The sequence below is a fragment of the Micrococcus sp. KBS0714 genome (genome assembly GCF_002008305.4).
GTDB lineage: Bacteria > Actinomycetota > Actinomycetes > Actinomycetales > Micrococcaceae > Micrococcus > Micrococcus luteus.
On the sequence record NZ_CP042169.1, the window covers coordinates 762,198 to 781,063 of the forward strand.

The following is an 18,866-nucleotide window of genomic DNA, read 5'->3' on the forward strand; positions in this document are numbered from 1 at the left end:
GGGCCGGGCGTGTGGTTGACACGCGATGGCCTGCTAACCAAGGGCAGGTACCAATCGAACAGGTGCGTGGCCACCAATTCGGACTAAGGAGCCACCGATGATTTTGGCGGACGCCGGGGCGACGGGCGTGGCCCGAGTCCGTTCGAGGGGCGGCGTTTACGACGTGGTCGTGCCGGACTCTGGCACAGACTACATCCAGGGACACCTACAGCGCGAGGGTTCTCCCTACGAGGAGGAGATGCTGGACAGGATGGCCGCGGCCCTGTTGCCCGGTGACCTTGTCATTGATGTCGGGGCCAATATTGGCAACCACACGCTTAACCTCGCTTGTGTGGCCGATGCCCGAGTAGTCGCTATAGAGCCAGACAGCCACCTTGCCGATGCATTGCGCCGGTCAGTCGAGTTAAACGGCGCCGTTGACCGCGTCGAGGTGTATGAATGTGCCGCGGGTGCGCAACCCGGCTTTGGGCGTTTGATCCTACACGATCCTGCGAATCTGGGAACGCAGTCGCTCTCATTCGAAGAAGGTGATGCTGGCCAAGATGTGGCTTTCTACACCCTCGACGATCTCATCCAAAGGCAAAGCGTACGCATGGTGAAGATCGATGTAGAGGGCTTTGAACTGGAGGTCCTGCAGGGCGGGATGGAGATGATTACCAGAGACCGCCCGTTGATCTGGGTCGAGTGCCTGGACTATGAAGCGTATGAGGCTGTGAGCTCATTGCTAAGCCCGCTCGGCTACCGTGTAGTTGACGTGGTAAACGCCTCGCCGACGCTGCTGTTCTCCCCCGGAGGCAAGCAGAACGACGCAGGGGAGCGGACCGGAATAAATGCAGTCATGCATCGCCTTTACACCGAGCGTCGGATAGCGGAGTCCCTTCGCAGCAAATTCCAGACAATCACCAACGATTTGGAAGATCCCGAGGCTCGGAAACTAGTAACGCATCTAGGCGCTCTCGCGGAACTGGAGATCGGACAGTCCGCGGCCGAGGCTGAACTCAAGGGGGCCTTGACGGACGCTCGGCGACGGATCGCGGAACTCGAGGCCAGAGAACGGCTTCATCTAGAGGACTTCCGCGCCATCCGTGGATTCGTGGAAACGGTCGAAGATCGACTCTGGTCCACACGTACCGTCCAGGCAGAGAACGAGGCGGCCGCAGAGCGTCTTCGGTATCTGGAAGATGCGCTCGAACTCGTGACGACAGAAAAAGAGATGGCCCTTGCCGAGGCCGGCGAGATGCGCGCGACCCTACGCCGTATTCGATCGTCTCGAACTTTCCGCGCCGGTAGGGCGTTGAGTGAGGCCCAAAGCGTTTCCGGCGCATCGCGCGCACTGCCTCGACTGCTTGCGATCATCCGTGAAGAGAAGAAGGGGCGCGACGTATGACCCGAGCAATTCCCAAGCCAGTGGTGCCGGCCGACATAGCAGCTCGACGCCGCAACAGTGATCCCGTCCCGGTGCGCCGACGAGCCGGCCGAGCCGGAAAGCTCGTCGTCGCTTGCATTTTGGACGAGTTCTCACAAACTGCGTTCGAGGCCGAGGCAGATTTGGTGCCACTAACGATGGAGTATTGGCGTGCCGAGATCGCGGCGGCCCAGCCGGATCTCCTACTCGTTGAGTCAGCCTGGCGGGGGCACCGGCAGACCTGGTGGAACACGGTGCACCGCCTTGGACCCGAACTTCAGGGGATCTTGGCGTGGTGCCGCTCTCGCGGCGTCCCCACGGCGTTCTGGAACAAGGAGGACCCGGTCCACTTCAACACGTTCCTCACGGCTGCGGGCGAGTTCGATGCGGTATTTACCACCGACCTCGACTGTGTTCCGCGCTATAAGCGCGAGCTGGGTCATGAGAATGTGCACTTCCTGCCCTTCGCGGCGCAGACCGCCCAATCCAACCCTGTCGAAGTGTTTGACCGCGTGGAGGGTTGCGCTTTTGCCGGTGCCTATTATGCGAAGTATCCAGAACGCCTTGCTGATCTCCGAGAGCTGTCCGCGGAACTCTCCGCGGATGGGCGGCGGTTTGACATCTACGATCGCAATCATGGGCGTGCTACCTCGGGCTACACATTCCCGGAGGACTATCAGCGATACATCGTCGGCGGGGCGCTGACGCCGGGCCTCCTGGACGTGCCCTACAAGGGCTATACAGTTAACCTCAACCTGAATTCGGTTAAACAGTCGCAGTCGATGTTCGCTCGTCGGGTTTTCGAATTGCTTGCCTCCAATACTTTGACCGTCAGCAACTTCTCCCGCGGGCTTCGACTGATGTTCGGGGACTTAGTCGTCTCTACTGACTCAGGCAGGCAGATGCGACGCCGGCTCGAAGCGATCGAGGCCCAGCCGAACGGCAACGAGCGTCTTCGTGCCGTGGCCCTTCGCAAGGTCCTGCGCGAGCACACCTACACAGAGCGCTTAGAGTTCGTCGCGTCGCGGTCAGGGGTGACGTTGCCGGATGCTGCTGTCGAGCGTCCGCTGATGGTTGTCCCCTCTACCCTCGGCCGGGATGCAGCGGCCGTCGTGGAACTTGTCCGCCGATGGGCAGGTCAGACCTGGAACGACTGGGTCCTGGCCGTTCAGGGCAAGGTTGAGGAATTCGCGCCCATGCCGCTTGAGCTACAGGATCCTCGTGTGGTCCTGTTCGACGAACTGGCCGACTTGGACGGGCTGGCAAGGACAAGGGGGTGCACCCTCGCCGGGATGCTTGATCCCAACGACTGGTACGGCCCCCACTATCTCGAGGACATGGTCCTCACTCTGAGATGGGCGGATGTGAAAACGTGTGGGCACGTGGAGCACTACGCCGTTGACAGCGTCGACGGCTCGCTCGAACGCCGTGAGCTTGGTACGGCCTGGCGACTGCAGGACAAGATTCTGCCGTGTCGTTCCCTCTCGCGACTTGATTGGGCACAGGTGGCGGACTGTAACGGAGTCGCTAGGCAACTGGACGCTGCGCAGCTGTCGGGCCTGGCCGTCTCGCCGCTCGAATATTGCGCCGGAGGCGCGACCTCGGAAGAGCCAGCACTCGCGCCCGCGTCCTCGCTCGATGTTTACGAGGGCTTGACACTGACGGAGATCCGTCAGCATGCGGACGATCTGGTCTTCGCAGAATCCAGCGACGACATGCCGGTTATGGACCTGGGAACCATCTTCGAGGGGATGAAGTCCTTCGACGAGATGACTCTGACATGGGAGGACGGAGTGCCCCGTGTCACGTCTTCCCTTGGGGCAGGCCGGCACCAGTACTGGATTAACTCACTGGCGCGCCCAGTGGAGTTTCACCAAAACGGTAATGATCAGCCCGTGTACTTCGACGTCAGCGTCGGACTCGACATCATGCTCGTTGCCTATTGGTTAGATGCTGACGGACAGCGCTTCGGCCATGCCATGATTCCGGCGCGCCAGTACACCACCGTCAAGATCCCCGAGCAGGCTCGCGCGATGCGTTGGGGTCTACGGGTGAGTGGATCCGGTAGCGCCGTGGTCCATCGCGTAGTAAACGGGCCCTACGTTGCGCCCTCCGTGCCCATGCTGGCTGGAAGTTCTGATGTGTTGATCACTAACATCTATCCTGCCTATGACAACCTCTACAGGAATGGGTTCGTTCATAGTCGGCTTCGTCGATATAGGGAGATGGGCCACCGCCTGGAAACCATCCTCGTGGGCGAAGGAGACGGCCCTAGATTTCGAGAGTTCGAAGACGTCGACGTGGCCGTATTGCGTGTCCAGGACCTCATTGCGACTCTTGCAACGGGAGAGGTGAAGACCCTCGTAGTACACTGTTTGCTCCCCGAGACGTGGAATGTATTGAAGGCTACGTCTGACCTCCCTCCGACCACGGTGTGGGTTCACGGATTCGAGATTCAGCCCTGGTGGCGTCGCCGTTTTAACTACGCCACGGAAGAAGAGCTGGATGCCGCTAAGATGCTCACTGAACAGCGTTTGGCAATGTGGAGAGAAGTCTTCGATTCCAGCCCCGACAATATGCACTTCATCTTTGTCTCCCGGTGGTTCGCTGAAACAGTTTTCGAGGATGTCGGTATTCGCTTGCCAGACCATCGGTATTCGGTGATTCATAATCCAATCGATGACACCGTCTTTCCGTATCAAGAGAAGACCGCGCAGCACCGTCTTCGTGTCCTCTCGATCCGCCCATACCATTCGCATGTATACGCCAACGACCTTGCCGTTGCTGCTGTTCTTGAGCTATCCAACGAGCCTTGGTTCAATGAGCTGGATTTCACATTTATTGGAGATGGCCCTCTCTTCGAGGAGACGCTGGCGCCATTGTGGGATTTCGAGAATGTATTGATTCGAAAGGGATTCTTGACTCATGCAGAGATCGCGTCCGAGCATGCTCGGCATGGCGTACTGCTCGTGCCCACCCGCAGCGACACCCAGGGCGTCAGCCGCGACGAGGCGATGTCCTCGGGTCTGGTGCCCATCACGTCGGCGGTGGCCGCGATCCCCGAGTTCGTCGACGAGGAGGTCGCCTTCCTGGCGCCGCCCGAAGACCACCGCGCGCTCGCGGACGCCGTCCGGACGCTGCGCGCCGAGCCCGCGCGGTATCTGAGGATGTCCGCGGCCGCGGCACGCCGGGTCCGCAGACAGTCCGGCGCGGACCACGTGCTGGACGCCGAACTCCGCCTGGCGTTCCGCACCGACGGGGACCACTCCGCTCCGTCGGTCCGTCCCCATCCCGAGAGAGAGGCCCACAGGCCATGACCGCACGCATCGCCGTCGTCGGGAGCGCCCTGACCCGCTCCGCCCTGGTCGCGGACCCCCGGCTCTCCGTGCCCGCAGGGCACTTCCTCGCCCGGGTCTCCATGGCCGGACTGGGCACCCCGCCCGTCGAGGACGCCGACCTGACCGGGGTCGCCTCGGACTTCCGGCGTGAGCTGGTCCGCCGCGACGTCGACCGCATGCTCGTGGCCGACCTGGTCCGGCTCGATCCCGACGCGATCGTCGTCGACGTCGCCGACGAGCGCTTCGCCCTCGACGTGCTCCCGTCCGGGGCCGTCGTGACCGTCTCGCCGGAGTACCTCGAGTCGGCACCGCCGCAGGACGGCCGGCGCCGGGTGCCCAGCGGCGACGACGAGCACTTCGCGCTGTGGGTGGCCGGGTGGCGGACCTTCCTCTCCACCCTGGATGCCGTGGGTCTGAGAGAGCGGCTGATCCTGCATCACGGCGGGATGGCGGTCCGCACCGCGGACGGGACCGCCGCCCGGCACGAGGCCGCGATCCTCGCTGCCGCGCGCTACGCGGACCGGCTCGCCGACCGGGCGGCCCAGGACCTCGACCCGGCCCGGGTGGTGCGCGTGGACGACGCGATCCGACACGCCGCGCTCGCCGACGACGGCACCGCCGACCCGCTGGCCCTCGCCCCGGCGGCCGCCGCCGCGCTGGCGGCCGGGGTGGTCGCCGTGCTTGACGGACGCGATCCATGGGAGGTCGACGGTCTCGTCGACGTCAGCCCGGACGCGGAGCCCGTCGAGCCCGCTGCGCCGCAGGCCCCGGCCGAGCCCGCTGCGCCCGAGCCGTCCGCCGAGCCCGCTGCGCCCGAGCCGTCCGCACCATACCGGGACGTCGTGGAGAGCGACTATGCGAACTACGGGGTCGACCCGGTCCGCTGGGGGTCGGTCGAGGAGTTCGCGGCCTCCGGCTTCGGTCCGGGACTGCACATCCTGCCCCTGCCGGACGGCAATCACCTTGACCTCATCATCCGCGGTGACCTCGGGGGCGTGGGAGAGCGCGAGTCCGTCGTCGTCTTCCTCACGGGCGCGATGAGCCAGCGGAACAGCGTGGCCCCGCCGTTCTTCGCCGGGCGTCGGCTCTCCTACGAGCTGGGGATCCCGTGGGTCGCCGTCAGCGACCCCTCGATGCAGCTCGCCGACGACCTCCTCCTCGGGTGGTACACGGGCTCGCCCGGCTCCCAGGCCCACGCCACGTTGCTCGCCACTCTGCGGGCCCTGGCGGACGGGCTGGGCCGTGACCTGCTCCTGGTGGGCGGGTCCGGGGGCGGTTTCGCGGCGCTGCGGCTGAACGAGGAGCTCGAGGGGCGCAGCAGCGTCTTCGCCTGGAACCCCCAGACGGACCTGCTCGACTACCACCCGCCCACGGTGCGGGACTACCTGCGGACGCTCTTCCCCGGTAAGGAGCTCGACCCCGTCGCGGAGCGCGAGGCCGTGGAGGCGCGGCTGGCCGAGGAGGGGATCGGGCACCGGGTGGGCACGCTCGACGCGGGCCGTCGCGTGGTGGTGTTCCAGAACGCGGGCGACCACCACGTGGAGGGGCACCTGCTGCCCCTCGTCCACCGCACCCCGGGCATGACGGGCGGCCCTCGGCGGTTCGCCACGGACGCCGAGCACCAGGTGCGGATCGCCACCTGGGGGGCCGGGCACGCCGCGCTGCCCGCCCACGTGACGGCGCGGGCCGTGGACGCGATGCGTCGGGGCCACTCGGCCTCGACCGTGGCGACGGACATCGACGCGCTGCTGGCGCATGAACGGGGCGACGACTCAGACGGGCCGGACGTCCTGGTCACCGCCGAGCCCGGCGGGCTCTCACGGGTGGACTGGGCCGCCTTCCCGGGAGAGGCCGACGACGGGCACGCCTGCACCCTGTCCCGGATGCACGGCGAGGACGTCGTGGACCAGGTGGAGCACATCGGTCCGCCCGTGGTGCTGCCCCGGCTGGACGACGGAGAGCACTGGCGGCTGGAGGCGTTCGACGCGCGCGGTCGGCGGGTCCACGAGATCCACGTCGACGGTCGGGGGGACCCGGTGCTGTTCGGTGGCACGGGCGGCTCCGCCCGGCCCCGTCGCGCCCGGCAGTGACGCCGGCGCGTCCGGGTGTCGGCGGTCCGGCCGCGGCATCGCCCGGCCCCGGTGGGGTCTGTAGCCCAGGCCCGGCTTCGAACACGTGTTCGAATAATGCGGTAGAGTCCTGCACAGCAGTGCGACGGGGTGATCTCGTGCACAGGCGGAGCAAGGCGTGCTTATCATGTCCGCTGCTCCCCGTAGATTCACGGACATGACCGAGGCGGGCGCTCCAGCGTCCGTCGCAGCACCACCAGAGCTAGGGGTGAAGGATGAGCAAGGTGACGGATCGCGAGAAGGCCCTCGAGGCCGCTCTCGCCCAGATCGACAAGCAGTTCGGCAAGGGTTCCGTCATGCGGCTGGGGGACCAGACCCAGGCACCCGTCGAGGTCATCCCCACGGGCTCGGTGGCCATGGACGTGGCCCTGGGCATCGGCGGCCTGCCGCGCGGCCGCGTGGTGGAGATCTACGGTCCGGAGTCCTCGGGCAAGACCACCCTGGCCCTGCATGCGGTGGCCAACGCGCAGCGCAACGGTGGCATCGCGGCCTTCATCGACGCGGAGCACGCCCTGGACCCGGTCTACGCCCGCCAGCTCGGGGTGGACACGGACGCCCTGCTGGTCAGCCAGCCGGACACCGGCGAGCAGGCCCTGGAGATCATGGACATGCTCGTCTCCTCGGGCACCCTGGACATCGTCGTCATCGACTCCGTGGCCGCGCTGACCCCGCGCGCCGAGATCGAGGGCGAGATGGGCGACTCCCACGTCGGCCTGCAGGCCCGCCTCATGTCCCAGGCGCTGCGCAAGGTGACCGGCCGCCTGCACCAGACCAAGACCACGGCCATCTTCATCAACCAGCTGCGCGAGAAGATCGGCGTGTTCTTCGGCTCCCCGGAGACCACCACGGGCGGCAAGGCGCTCAAGTTCTATGCGTCCGTGCGCATCGACGTCCGCCGCATCGAGACCCTCAAGGAGGCCGGCAACCCCGTCGGCAACCGCACCCGCGTGAAGATCGTCAAGAACAAGATGGCCCCGCCCTTCAAGCAGGCCGAGTTCGACATCCTCTACGGGGTCGGCATCTCCCGCGAGGGCGGCCTGATCGACATGGGTGTCGAGGAGGGCATCGTCAAGAAGTCCGGCGCGTGGTTCACCTATGACGGGGACCAGCTCGGGCAGGGCAAGGAGAACGCCCGTCGCTTCCTCAAGGACAACCCGGACCTCGCCAACGAGATCGAGGAGCGCATCCTCACGAAGCTCGGCATCGGCGTGGCCCCGGAGGCCGAGGACGACGAGGCCCCGGCCCTGACCGCGGTTCCGGGGGACACCGCGGCCGGATGACCCGATCGCGCAGGAACGTCGGAGGCGGGGCCGCCCACCGGTCGGAGACGACCGGCCGGAGCGGCTCCGCCTCCGGTGCGTCCGCGTTCGACGACGCCCGGGACTCGGACGTGGGCCGGATGTGGCTCGATCTGGCCGGCGCTCCGGAGCCGACGTCGTCCGACGCGGACGCCTCGGATGCCGCGCGGGACGCCGCGCCCGCGCGCGACGCCGGAGCCCCTGCGGAGGACGTCCCGGACCCCGCCCCCGGCGCGGCACCGGATCTCGGGGCCCTGCTGACTCGCGCGAGCGACCTGCCCAGTCCCGCGCCCGGCGCCGGGCCCCGATCGCTGCCCTGGTCCGGGCGCGAGGACACCCGGGCGGACACCGAGCGCCGAGGACGGAGGCGGGCGCCCGCCAAGCGGTCGGGGCGCACTCGGCCCCGCGAGGACGGCCGCGCGCCGGCTGAGCCCGCCCCCCAGACCGACCGCCCCCGACGTCGCCCCGGCCCGGCGCCCCTGCCCACCGCACCGCGTGAGCGCGAGGAGGCCGCACGCGAGGTCGTCCTGCGCCAGCTCGCCCTGGGCCCCCGCTCCCGCGGCCAGCTCGAACGCAAGCTCGCCGAGCGCCAGGCCGAGCCCGAGCTGATCGAGCGCGTCCTCGACCGCTTCGAGGAGGTGCGCCTCGTGGATGACGCCGCCTTCGCCGAGGTCTGGGTCCGCAGCCGTCACCGAAGCAAGGGCCTGGCGCGCCGTGCCCTCGGGCACGAGCTCCAGCAGAAGGGCGTGGACCGGGAGATCGCCGCCGAGGCGCTGGAGGCCATCGACGGCGAGGACGAACGGGCCGCCGCCCTCGACCTCGTGCGCCGACGGCTGCGGGGCCGCACCGTCCCCGGCGGTGCCTCGCCGGAGGCCCGGGCTGAGCGGGACAAGGTGACCCGCCGCCTCGTCGGCATGCTGGGACGCAAGGGCTACGGCGGCGGCCTCGCGTTCGCCGTCGTGAAGGAGGTCCTCGCCGAGCACGAGGAGTGAGCGGATCCGGGCCGCGCCCGGAGTTCCTAGAATGGTGCGGTGACTCTGACGGACCCCACCCCCCGCACCACCCCGCTCGCGCAGGACGGCGCCGCCGCGCGCCCGCACGAGGGTCTGACCTATGAGGTCCGCACCTTCGGCTGCCAGATGAACGTGCACGACTCCGAGCGCATCTCCGGCCTGCTCGAGTCCACCGGCTACGCCCCGGTCGCCGAGGACGCCCAGGCCGACCTCGTGGTCTTCAACACGTGCGCGGTCCGCGAGAACGCGGACAACCGCCTGTACGGCAACCTCGGCAACCTGCGCGCGGTGAAGGACGCGCACCCGGGCATGCAGATCGCCGTCGGCGGGTGCCTCGCCCAGAAGGACCAGGCCGCCATCCAGCGCAGGGCCCCGTGGGTGGACGTCGTCTTCGGCACCCACAACATCGGCTCCCTGCCCGTGCTGCTGGAGCGCTCGCGCCACAACGCCGAGGCCGAGATCGAGATCCTCGAGTCGCTCGAGGTGTTCCCCTCCACCCTGCCCACCAAGCGGGACTCCACGCACTCCGGCTGGGTGTCCATCTCTGTGGGCTGCAACAACACGTGCACGTTCTGCATCGTCCCGTCGCTGCGCGGCAAGGAGAAGGACCGCCGCCCCGGGGAGATCCTCGCCGAGGTGCAGGCGCTCGTCGACGCCGGCGCCGTCGAGGTCACGCTGCTGGGCCAGAACGTGAACACCTACGGCGTCGAGTTCGGCGACCGCGGCGCGTTCGCCAAGCTGCTGCGCGCGTGCGGGGAGATCGAGGGCCTCGAACGCGTCCGCTTCACCAGCCCCCACCCGGCCGCGTTCACGGACGACGTCATCGACGCGATGGCCGAGACCCCCAACGTCATGCCGCAGCTGCACATGCCCCTGCAGTCGGGCTCGGACAAGGTGCTCAAGGACATGCGCCGCTCCTACCGGTCCGCGAAGTTCCTGCGGATCCTGGAGAAGGTGCGCGAGCGCATCCCGCACGCCGCCATCACCACGGACATCATCGTCGGCTTCCCCGGGGAGACCGAGGAGGACTTCGCCGAGACGATGCGCGTGGTCGAGGCCTCCCGCTTCTCCTCCGCGTTCACCTTCCAGTACTCCATCCGCCCCGGGACCCCCGCCGGGGAGATGGACCACCAGGTGCCCAAGGCCGTCGTCCAGGAGCGCTTCGAGCGCCTCGTGGCCCTGCAGGACCGGATCTCGGCCGAGGAGATGGCCACGCTCGTCGGCACCCGCCAGGAGCTGCTCGTCACCGCCGACTCCGGCTCCAAGGCCGCGGAGCGCGGCCGCCTGTCCGGGCGCGCACCCGACAACCGGCTCGTGCACTTCTCCGTGCCCGCCGGCGCCGAGACCCCCCGCCCCGGCGACTTCGTCACCGTGACGGTCACCGAGGCCCACCCGTTCTTCGCCGTCGCCGACCCGACCGCACAGGACTACGTCCTGCGCCGCTCCCGCGCCGGCGATGCGTGGGACCGCGCCCAGGCCGAATCGTGCGGCGCGCCGGCCCCCGGCACGGCGGGCGGCTCCGGTGCCACGAGCCTCGGCATGCCGACCCTGCGCCCGCGGTCCTGATGCCCGCCGCCGCGTCCCGGCCGCCCGTCGTCGCCGTCGTCGGGGCGACGGCGACGGGCAAGTCCGCCCTCGCCGTCGCCCTGGCACACGCGCTGGACGGCGAGGTGGTCAACGGGGACGCCCTGCAGTTCTACCGGGGGATGGACGTGGGCACGGCGAAGGTCACGCAGGCCGAGCGCGAGGGCGTCCCGCACCATCTGCTGGACGTGCTCGACGTCGGCCAGGAGGCCTCGGTGGCGGCCTTCCAGTCCGCGGTCCGCGACCTGTTCGCCCAGATCCGCGCGCGGGGTCGGACCCCGATCCTCGTGGGCGGCTCCGGGCTGTACGTGCGGGCGGCGCTGGACGTGCTCGAGTTCCCGCCCACGGACCCGGCGCTGCGGGCCGAGCTGGAGGCGCGCGCGCAGCGGGAGGGCCTGGCCGGGCTGAGGGCCGAGCTGGCCTCCCTGGACCCGGTCTCGGCGGAGCGGCTGCAGGACGCCCGCCGCATCGTGCGCGCGCTGGAGGTGTGCCGGCTGACGGGCCGTCCGTTCTCCGCGTTCATGCCGGAGCGCACGTACGCCCCGGAGGTCGCCCCCGTGGTGCAGCTCGGCCTGCGCCTGGACCGGGCCGAGCTGCACCGGCGGATCGCGGCCCGGGTGGAGCGCATGCTGGCCGAGGGGCTGCTGGACGAGGTCCGCCGCCTCGACGTCCCCGGGCCGGACGGGCTGCGGCAGGGACCGACCGCGTCCCGCGCGATCGGCTACGCCCAGATGCTCGCCGTCCTCGACGGCGAGCTCACCGAGGCGGAGGCGGCCGACCAGACCGTCGTGGCCACGCGCCGGTTCGCCCGCCGCCAGGAGACCTGGTTCCGGGCCGACCCGCGCGTCGTCTGGCTCGACGCGCAGGACGAGGACGTCGTGGCGGAGGCGCTCGCCGTCGTCGCCGGGGACGCCACCTAGACTGGGCCCATGACCGAGCAGCCCGCGGCGCCCGCCGCCCAGGACCCCCTCCACGCGAGCGCGCCGCGCGTGCCGTTCACGAAGGGCCATGGCACGGGCAACGACTTCGTGCTGATCGCCGACCCGGACGGCAACACGCAGCTCGACGCCCAGCGCGTCGCACGGCTGGCTGACCGGCACCGGGGGATCGGCGCCGACGGCGTCATCCGCGCCGTGCGCTCGGCACGCCTGCCGGAGGGTGAGGCGCTGCTCGCCGAGCACCCCGAGGCCGAGTGGTTCATGGACTACCGCAACGGCGACGGCTCGATCGCCGAGATGTGCGGCAACGGGGTGCGCGTCTTCGTGCACTTCCTGGTCGAGAAGGGCCTCGTGGACCTGGCCCCCGGCCGGGCGATCACCATCGGCACGCGCGCCGGCGTGAAGGCCGTGACCCGGCTCGAGCACGGCTACGCGATCGACATGGGCCCCTGGTCGTACCTCAACCCCGAGCTGGCGGAGGAGGCGGCGTCGGACTCGATGGTCCTCGCCCACGGCCTCACCGATCCGCGTCCGGCGCTGAGCGTCTCGATGGGCAACCCCCACACCGTGGTCCCGCTGGCCTCCTTCGCCGACCTGCAGGGCCTGGACCTGGGCCGCGCCCCCGAGGTGGACCCCGCCCCGCCGCACGGCACGAACGTCGAGTTCGTGGCCGCGCACGAGCCGCTCGTGCGCGAGGGCGTCGGCCGCGTGCGGATGCGCGTGCACGAGCGCGGGGTGGGCGAGACCCAGTCCTGCGGGACGGGTGCGTGCGCGGTGGCCGTGGCGATGCGCGCGTGGTCGGGCGACCAGGGCACCGACTCGTGGCTCGTCGAGGTGCCCGGCGGCGTGCTGGCCGTCGACGTCGTGCCGGGCCCGGAGGGGGCCGAGCACGTGGTCCTCTCGGGCCCGGCCGAGCTGGTCTTCGACGGCGAACTCACCGCCTGACCGCTGTCGTTCGGGAAACGGCGGGCCACGAACCGCTGTCGTTCGGGAAACGGCGCCTCAGCGCGCCCGCGCCACCCGCAGGATCCGGAAGCCCTTGACGCTGTCCGCCCGCTCCGCGGTGAACCGGCCGGGCGCGCGCTCCTCGAGCATCCGGCCGATCCACGGCAGCAGCGAGTCCGCGCCGAGGTTCTTCTGCACCACCAGCCAGGCCTCGCCGCCGGGGGCCAGGCGCGGCAGCCACCGCTCCAGCAGGGCGTGCAGCGCCGGCTTGCCGATCCGGATGGGCGGGTTGGACCAGATGAGGTCGAACTCCGCGCCCTCGGGGACGTCCTCCGGCCGCAGTGCCACGAGATTGTCGAGACCCAGCGCCGCGGCGTTGTCGCGGGTCAGCTGCAGGGAGCGGTCGTTGACCTCGACGGCGGTCACCTCCGCCTCGGGCGACCGCAGCGCCAGCGTGAGGGCGATCGGTCCCCAGCCCGCGCCGACGTCGAGGAACCGGCCCCTCGCCGGCGGCGCGGGCACGGCCGAGAACAGGGCCGCGGTGCCCTTGTCCAGACCGTCCGGGGAGAAGATCCCGTTGGCCGTCTGGACCTCGACGTCGCGGCCGGCCAGGCGTGTCCGCACGGTGCGCCGCCGCTCGGGCGCGGAGGGGTCGGCGTCGAAGTAGTGGGATGCGGAGCTCACGGCGACCATGGTAGCCAGCGGGTCGTCGCGGCCCTCAGCCCGACGCCGGCCCGGCCAGGTCCGCGAGGATCGCGCGCACGGCGTCGCGCCCGGCGCGGTTGGCCCCGACCGTGGACTGGGAGGGCCCGTAGCCGAGGAGGAACAGGCGCGGCTCGTCCAGGGCGCGCCCGCCCGCCACGCGGATGCCGCCGGCGGGCGTGCGCAGCCGCAGGGGAGCGAGGTGCCGGATCGCCGGCCGGAAGCCGGTGGCCCAGAGGATCACGTCCGCCGGTTCGAACGAGCCGTCGGGCATCCGCACCCCGTCCGGCTCGACGGCCGTGAACATGGGGTGGCGCACCAGCACGCCTCGTGACTCGGCCTCGCGCACCCAGGACGAGCGGTGCATCCCGGTCGCCCCGACCACGGAGCCCGGCGGCAGGCCCGCACGGGTCCGTTCGTCCACCCCGCGCACCGACTCGGCCAGGGCGCCGGGTGCGGCCGAGTCCTGCCACCGCGGTTCGCGGCGGGTCACCCACAGGGTGTCCGCGACCGTGGAGATCTCGGCCAGCAGCTGCGTCGCCGAGACGCCCATGCCCACGATCACCACCCGCTGCCCGGCGAACTCGTCTGTCAAGGGCCATTGAGTTCTGCCCATAGGCGGCCAGTGTTTCTTCCCGCTGGTGGCCATCAGAACTGCCCACTGGTGGCCAGCTGGTTTGCCCGTTTGGGTGGTGGTGCTGGCCACCGTGATGGGATCAGTTCAGTGGCATGACTCCCTTCCCGGCCATTGCCTGGGTCATCCGTACGGAGTCTCCGGTGGTCTGGCACACGTGGGCGTGGTGCAGGAGCCGGTCCACGGTGGCGGTGGCCAGGGTCTTGGGCATCAGCTCGTCGAAGCCGGCCGGGTGCAGGTTCGAGCTGATCGCTACGGAGCGTTTCTCGTAGGCGGCGTCCACGATGCGGTAGAGGCCCTCGGCGGCATCGTCGGCGACCGGCAGCAGGCCGATGTCGTCGATGACGATCAGGTCGGCGCGCAGGATTCGGGCGACGGCTTTGGTGATGGTGTCATCGGGCCGGTGGGCCCGGATCATCGCCCCGAGGTCCTCCAGGGTGAACCAGGCCACCCGCTTGCCCTCCTCCACGGCCTGCTGGCCCAGGGCCTCGAGGAAGAAGGTCTTGCCGGTGCCGGAGGGCCCGCAGACCACGAGGTTCTCTCTGCGCGAGAGCCATTCCAGGGTGCGCAGGGACTGCTGGGTCGGGGCCGGGATCGAGGAGGCGCCCGGATCCCAGGTCGTGAAGGTCTTGCCGGTGGGGAACCCGGCGGCCTTGCGCCGGGCGGCGAGCATGGATCGGGCCCGACCGGTGGTCTCCTCGACCAGCAGGGCCTTAAGGACCTCGGCCGGCTCCCAGCGTTGGGCCCGGGCGGTGGCCAGTACCTCGGCGGCGATACCGCGGGCGTGGGGCATCTTCAGCTGCCGCAACAGCGCCTCCAAATCGGCCGGCAGCGCCGGTGCGGCGGTGTTCGGGGTGTGGATGCTCACCGGGCTGCCCCCTCGGTGTTGGAGGTACCGAGGCCGGCCCAGCCGGCGGTGCCCTGGGTCAGGGACCGTTCCTCGGTGGCGGTGTGCATCCCGGTGCGGTGGCCGGCGGCGGTGAGCAGGGAGGCCAGGTCGCCGTGGGCGAAGCGCTGGTGCACCGCGGCCACCCCGAGGGCGCGGTCGACCTGGTCGGTGCCGGCGAGCTTGGCCAGGGTGACGGCCTCGGCCATCTTCTGACCGATCCGGCTGGTGCCGGCCGCGGCGGCCTCCACCAGCCAGGTCCTCGCTCCGGCCCCGATGGCCAGGAACTCGGCCTCCGCCGCCGAACGGGGCACCGGGGTGTAGTCCCCGGGCACCTTGTCCGTCTCGTGGCCGGGGAAGTGCGCGTCGTCGATGGCCGGGGACCCGGGCCGGGCCACCCGGTGCCGGGCGACCTCCACCGGCCCCTGCGCACCGGCGTGCATGATCACCACCATCGAGTCCGGTCCGGTGCCGTGATGGCGCACGAACACCTCGGCCCCGAGCAGGTGCGCGGGCACCGAGTACTGGGCGTTTTCGAAGGAGACCATCGGCGTGTTCTCCGGCACCTTCCGTCCCACCCCGTAGGCCACGGTGTGCGCCGTGGCGGGGATCCGATGCAACGCGCTGGTCTCCTCGGCGAGCATGTGGTCCGGGCGGCGCCGGGTCACCCGGTGCTCCCGGGAGTTCACCATGGCCATGAACCCCGCGCAGGCGGCCTCGAGCTCAGCGAACGAGGCGTACTGGTCCCGCAGGTTGGTGTCCTTCGGGACCAGGTCGGCCTTGGCCAGCTTCACCGCGTTCTCCACCCCGCCCTTGGCGGCCGGATCCGCTGGCTGGCAGGTCAGCACCTCCACGCCGTAATGCCGAGCGAACGCCACGGTGGCCTGGTTACGCACCGGCACCCCGGCCACATGAGAGACCGTCACTGTCTTCTCGTTATCCGTCAGCACATAGGTCGGCGCGCCCCCGATCAGCCGGAAGCACCGGTCCAGGGCGGCGAACACACTCGGAGCCGTCCTATCACGCAGGGCGATGACGATCCGGTAGCGGGACCAGGCCAGCCAGGCCACGAACAGCACCGTCTTGGCCCCGTCGATCGCCGGCCCATCGCCGAAGTCGTACTGCAGCCATGCGCCCGGCTCGGTGATCCAGGGCCGGTGCACCCGGCGCTTCCCGGCCCGCCAGGCGGCCTTCACCTCGGCCACCGCCCGCCGGGTGGAGCGCTCAGAGCCGGTGTAGCCCATTGCGGTGAGCTTGGCGTGCACGACATCGGCGCGGATCCTGCCCGTGGAGGCCTCGACCCATTCCTCGATCTTGGGCAGCCAGACATCGGTGACCTTCGGGCGGCTGGCTCCGGATCCAGGGGTCTGGCCGGCGTCGCGGGCCCGCACCAGCCGGGCCACGGTGTGATGGGAGCAACCGGCCAGCTCGGCGGCGCCCCGCAATGACTTGGTCAGGTCATAGGCACTGAGTATTTTCATGGTTTCTGCGGCATCCTTCATTCAGGGCCTCTTCCTCGCTGGATTCGATTCGACACCGATATCCAACCCGGGGAGGAGGCCCCCGCCGGCTCACGACGCGGCGGGCAACGAGCAACGCGGGCAAACCAGATGGCCAGCACCGGGCAGTTCCCGTGGCCATCACTGGGCAGTCCTCATGGCCGTCAGCGGGTCATTCCCTGGCCACCTATGGGCAGCTTTTCATGGCCGCTTACACTCGTCCTTGGACACGTAGTCACGGGTGTGCAGCTGCCGGCCGCGGAACGAGCGCATCCCGGGCACCGAGTTGAGTCCCGGATAGTGGTGTAACCCTCCCCGGTGGCCACGACCATCTTCGAGACGGACGCGGTCACCGTGGGAGCCTTCGAGCGAACCTTCCACAGCACTCTCGAAAGGACATCACCACGATGACCGCTCCACACATTGTCGACCCTGAACGCCTGCTGCGCGAAGCTCTCGGGGAGGCCTCCCCAGACCTGCTGCGCCACCTGCTGCAGACCGTGATCAACGCACTGCTCTCCGCCGACGCTGACGCGGTCTGCGGGGCCGAGTACGGCAAGCCCTCCGAACACCGGACAGCGCAGCGCAACGGCTACCGCCACCGACCCCTGGACACCCGCGCCGGCACGATCGATGTGGCCATCCCCAAACTCCGGGCCGGCACGTACTTCCCCGAATGGCTGCTCGAGCGCCGCAAACGGGCCGAGTCCGCACTGATCACCGTGGTCGCGGACTGCTACCTGGCCGGGGTCTCGACCCGGCGCATGGACAAGCTCGTACGGCAGCTGGGCATCGACTCGCTCTCGAAGTCCCAGGTCAGCCGGATGGCACAGGAGTTGGACGAGCACATCGAGGCTTTCCGTCACCGGCCGCTGGGCGAGGCCGGCCCGTTCGTGTTCCTCGCCGCCGACGCCCTGACCATGAAGGTGCGTGAGGGCGGGCGTGTGGTCAACGCGGTGGCCATGGTCGCCACCGGGGTCAACGCGGACGGGCGCCGCGAGGTCCTCGGGCTGAGGGTGGCCACCACGGAGTCCGGGGCGGGGTGGAACGAGTTCTTCGCGGACCTGGTGGCCCGGGGGCTGGCCGGGGTGGCACTGGTGACCTCGGACTCCCATCGCGGCCTCGTGGAAGCCGTGGCGGCGAACCTGCCCGGGGCCGTGTGGCAACGCTGCCGCACCCATTACGCGGCGAATCTGATGGCCGTGACCCCGAAGAGCATGTGGCCGGCGGTGAAGGCCATGCTGCACAGCGTGTACGACCAGCCCGACGGGCCGGCCGTGCAGGCCCAGTTCGAGCGCCTGTTGGACTACGTGCAGGACAGGTTGCCCGCGGTGGCTGGGCACCTCGATGCAGCACGAGAGGACATCCTCGCGTTCACCTCGTTCCCGAGGGACGTGTGGTCCCAGATCTGGTCGAACAACCCTGCCGAGCGGCTGAACCGGGAGATCCGGCGCCGCACGGACTCGGTGGGGATCTTCCCGAACCGGGATGCCGTGGTGCGTCTGGTCGGGGCTGTGTTGGCCGAGCAGACCGATGAGTGGGCCGAAGGCCGCCGGTATCTCGGCCTGGAACTGCTCGCCCGGTGCCGTGAGCCCCTGACCACGGAGCAAGAGACCGTGATGAGCACGGAGGTGATGCCGACCCTGCAGACCTGACAGGTACAAGCCCCCTACAACCTCGAAGACGGCTACACCACTTCCAGGGACTTGACCGGGCACCGAGGGCCACCGTGGGGACGTCCAGGTGCCGGTCGCGTTGACCACGAAGTCCGCCCGCCACGTGCCCGGCGCCCCGTCCGTGCGGACGAAGAACCCGCGCGCACGTCCCGGCTCGCCGATCCGTTCGACGCGCCTCACGCGCACGGGCCGCCGGATCGGCAGGGCGAACCGTGCCTCGTAGTCCGCGAAGTAGGCCGGCAGCAGGGTGTTGGCGTGCGCGGCCGGGTCGGCCGGCGGCACCGGGTCGCCGGGCAGCTCGTGGATGTGGTTGACGGTGGCCATCGTGAGCGAGTCCCAGCGGTGCTGCCACGCCCCGCCCGGGGCGGTCTCCGCGTCGAGCACCACGAACGTGCCGGGGGCGTCCTCGGGGACGCCGGCGGCGCCGTCGTCGTTCGGACCCAGCCCCACGAAGCCGCGGCGGCGCAGGTGGTAGGCGGCGGACAAGCCCGCCTGGCCCGCGCCGATCACGACGACGGTCACCCGGCCCACCCGGCCGGGTTGCGGCGGGGCGGGGGAGGGGGACGCGGTCATGCCCGCAGGATACGTGCGCGTCGTCGGCGAACCGGGCGCCGGGGCCCCTGTCGCCCACACGCGCAGCCCGGTACACTCGACGCCCATGTGGATCTTCCTGCGCTGACGCCCCCGCGTCACTGCCCGCCCCCGCCCCCTCGCGCGCCCGCCTCGGATGAGGCCGTCGAGCGCGCCCCGGCACCTGATGGAGATCCCACCATGGACGATGTGGTCCGCCCCTGCACGCCCGCCGACGAGACCTCGTGG

At 69.9% G+C, this 18,866-nt stretch carries 12 protein-coding genes and 1 pseudogene; 9 read left to right on the forward strand and 4 right to left on the reverse strand.

Annotated features, from left to right (window positions below):
* The first annotated feature begins 97 nt into the window (after window positions 1-97).
* The 8 genes from B1A86_RS03505 (at window position 98) to dapF (ending at window position 12,650) form a co-directional block, all read left to right on the forward strand.
* The gene (locus B1A86_RS03505; protein ID WP_078026119.1) at window positions 98-1,387 is read left to right on the forward strand and encodes an FkbM family methyltransferase; all 1,290 of its coding nucleotides are present in this window, start codon (window positions 98-100) and stop codon (window positions 1,385-1,387) included.
* The gene (locus B1A86_RS03510; protein WP_078026120.1) at window positions 1,384-4,722 is read left to right on the forward strand and encodes a glycosyltransferase; all 3,339 of its coding nucleotides are present in this window, start codon (window positions 1,384-1,386) and stop codon (window positions 4,720-4,722) included. The genes B1A86_RS03505 and B1A86_RS03510 overlap by 4 nt, the downstream gene beginning before the upstream one ends.
* Window positions 4,719-6,833 carry a DUF6270 domain-containing protein gene (locus B1A86_RS03515; protein ID WP_078026121.1) on the forward strand — a complete coding sequence of 705 codons (2,115 nt, stop codon included), beginning with the start codon at window positions 4,719-4,721 and terminating at the stop codon, window positions 6,831-6,833. The genes B1A86_RS03510 and B1A86_RS03515 overlap by 4 nt, the downstream gene beginning before the upstream one ends.
* A gap of 254 nt (window positions 6,834-7,087) precedes the next feature.
* A complete protein-coding gene (gene recA, locus B1A86_RS03520) occupies window positions 7,088-8,152 on the forward strand; it encodes a recombinase RecA (protein WP_041104259.1) in 1,065 nt (354 codons plus the stop codon).
* Complete coding sequence (locus B1A86_RS03525) at window positions 8,149-9,162, forward strand: regulatory protein RecX (protein WP_078026122.1); 1,014 nt, start codon at window positions 8,149-8,151, stop codon at window positions 9,160-9,162. The genes recA and B1A86_RS03525 overlap by 4 nt, the downstream gene beginning before the upstream one ends.
* Before the next feature lie 39 nt (window positions 9,163-9,201).
* Entirely contained in the window at window positions 9,202-10,749 is a 1,548-nt protein-coding gene (gene miaB, locus B1A86_RS03530; RefSeq protein WP_020628159.1) for a tRNA (N6-isopentenyl adenosine(37)-C2)-methylthiotransferase MiaB, read from the forward strand.
* A complete protein-coding gene (gene miaA / locus B1A86_RS03535) occupies window positions 10,749-11,687 on the forward strand; it encodes a tRNA (adenosine(37)-N6)-dimethylallyltransferase MiaA (protein WP_078026123.1) in 939 nt (312 codons plus the stop codon). Before miaB ends, miaA begins: the two co-directional genes overlap by 1 nt.
* 9 nt (window positions 11,688-11,696) lie before the next feature.
* Window positions 11,697-12,650, forward strand: a complete 954-nt coding sequence (gene dapF / locus B1A86_RS03540; RefSeq protein ID WP_049147223.1) for a diaminopimelate epimerase — start codon at window positions 11,697-11,699, stop codon at window positions 12,648-12,650.
* 57 nt (window positions 12,651-12,707) lie between these two features.
* On the opposite strand, the gene B1A86_RS03545 is transcribed toward dapF, so the two are convergent.
* The 4 genes and pseudogenes from B1A86_RS03545 to B1A86_RS03560 all read right to left on the reverse strand — a co-directional run bounded on the left by B1A86_RS03545 (window position 12,708) and on the right by B1A86_RS03560 (window position 16,374).
* Window positions 12,708-13,343 carry a class I SAM-dependent methyltransferase gene (locus B1A86_RS03545; RefSeq protein ID WP_049147222.1) on the reverse strand — a complete coding sequence of 212 codons (636 nt, stop codon included), beginning with the start codon at window positions 13,341-13,343 and terminating at the stop codon, window positions 12,708-12,710.
* A gap of 25 nt (window positions 13,344-13,368) precedes the next feature.
* Window positions 13,369-13,941, reverse strand: a pseudogene (locus tag B1A86_RS03550) (pyridine nucleotide-disulfide oxidoreductase); the annotation flags it as partial.
* Window positions 13,942-14,068: 127 nt separating this feature from the next.
* Window positions 14,069-14,854, reverse strand: a complete 786-nt coding sequence (istB, locus tag B1A86_RS03555) for an IS21-like element helper ATPase IstB (protein ID WP_010078636.1) — start codon at window positions 14,852-14,854, stop codon at window positions 14,069-14,071.
* A complete protein-coding gene (locus B1A86_RS03560; protein ID WP_031943827.1) occupies window positions 14,851-16,374 on the reverse strand; it encodes an IS21-like element ISMlu14 family transposase in 1,524 nt (507 codons plus the stop codon). The genes istB and B1A86_RS03560 overlap by 4 nt, the downstream gene beginning before the upstream one ends.
* Window positions 16,375-16,778: 404 nt before the next feature.
* On the opposite strand from B1A86_RS03560, the gene B1A86_RS03565 reads away from it, so the two are divergent.
* Window positions 16,779-18,026, forward strand: a complete 1,248-nt coding sequence (locus B1A86_RS03565; RefSeq protein WP_145930907.1) for an IS256 family transposase — start codon at window positions 16,779-16,781, stop codon at window positions 18,024-18,026.
* The last annotated feature ends 840 nt before the right edge of the window (window positions 18,027-18,866 follow it).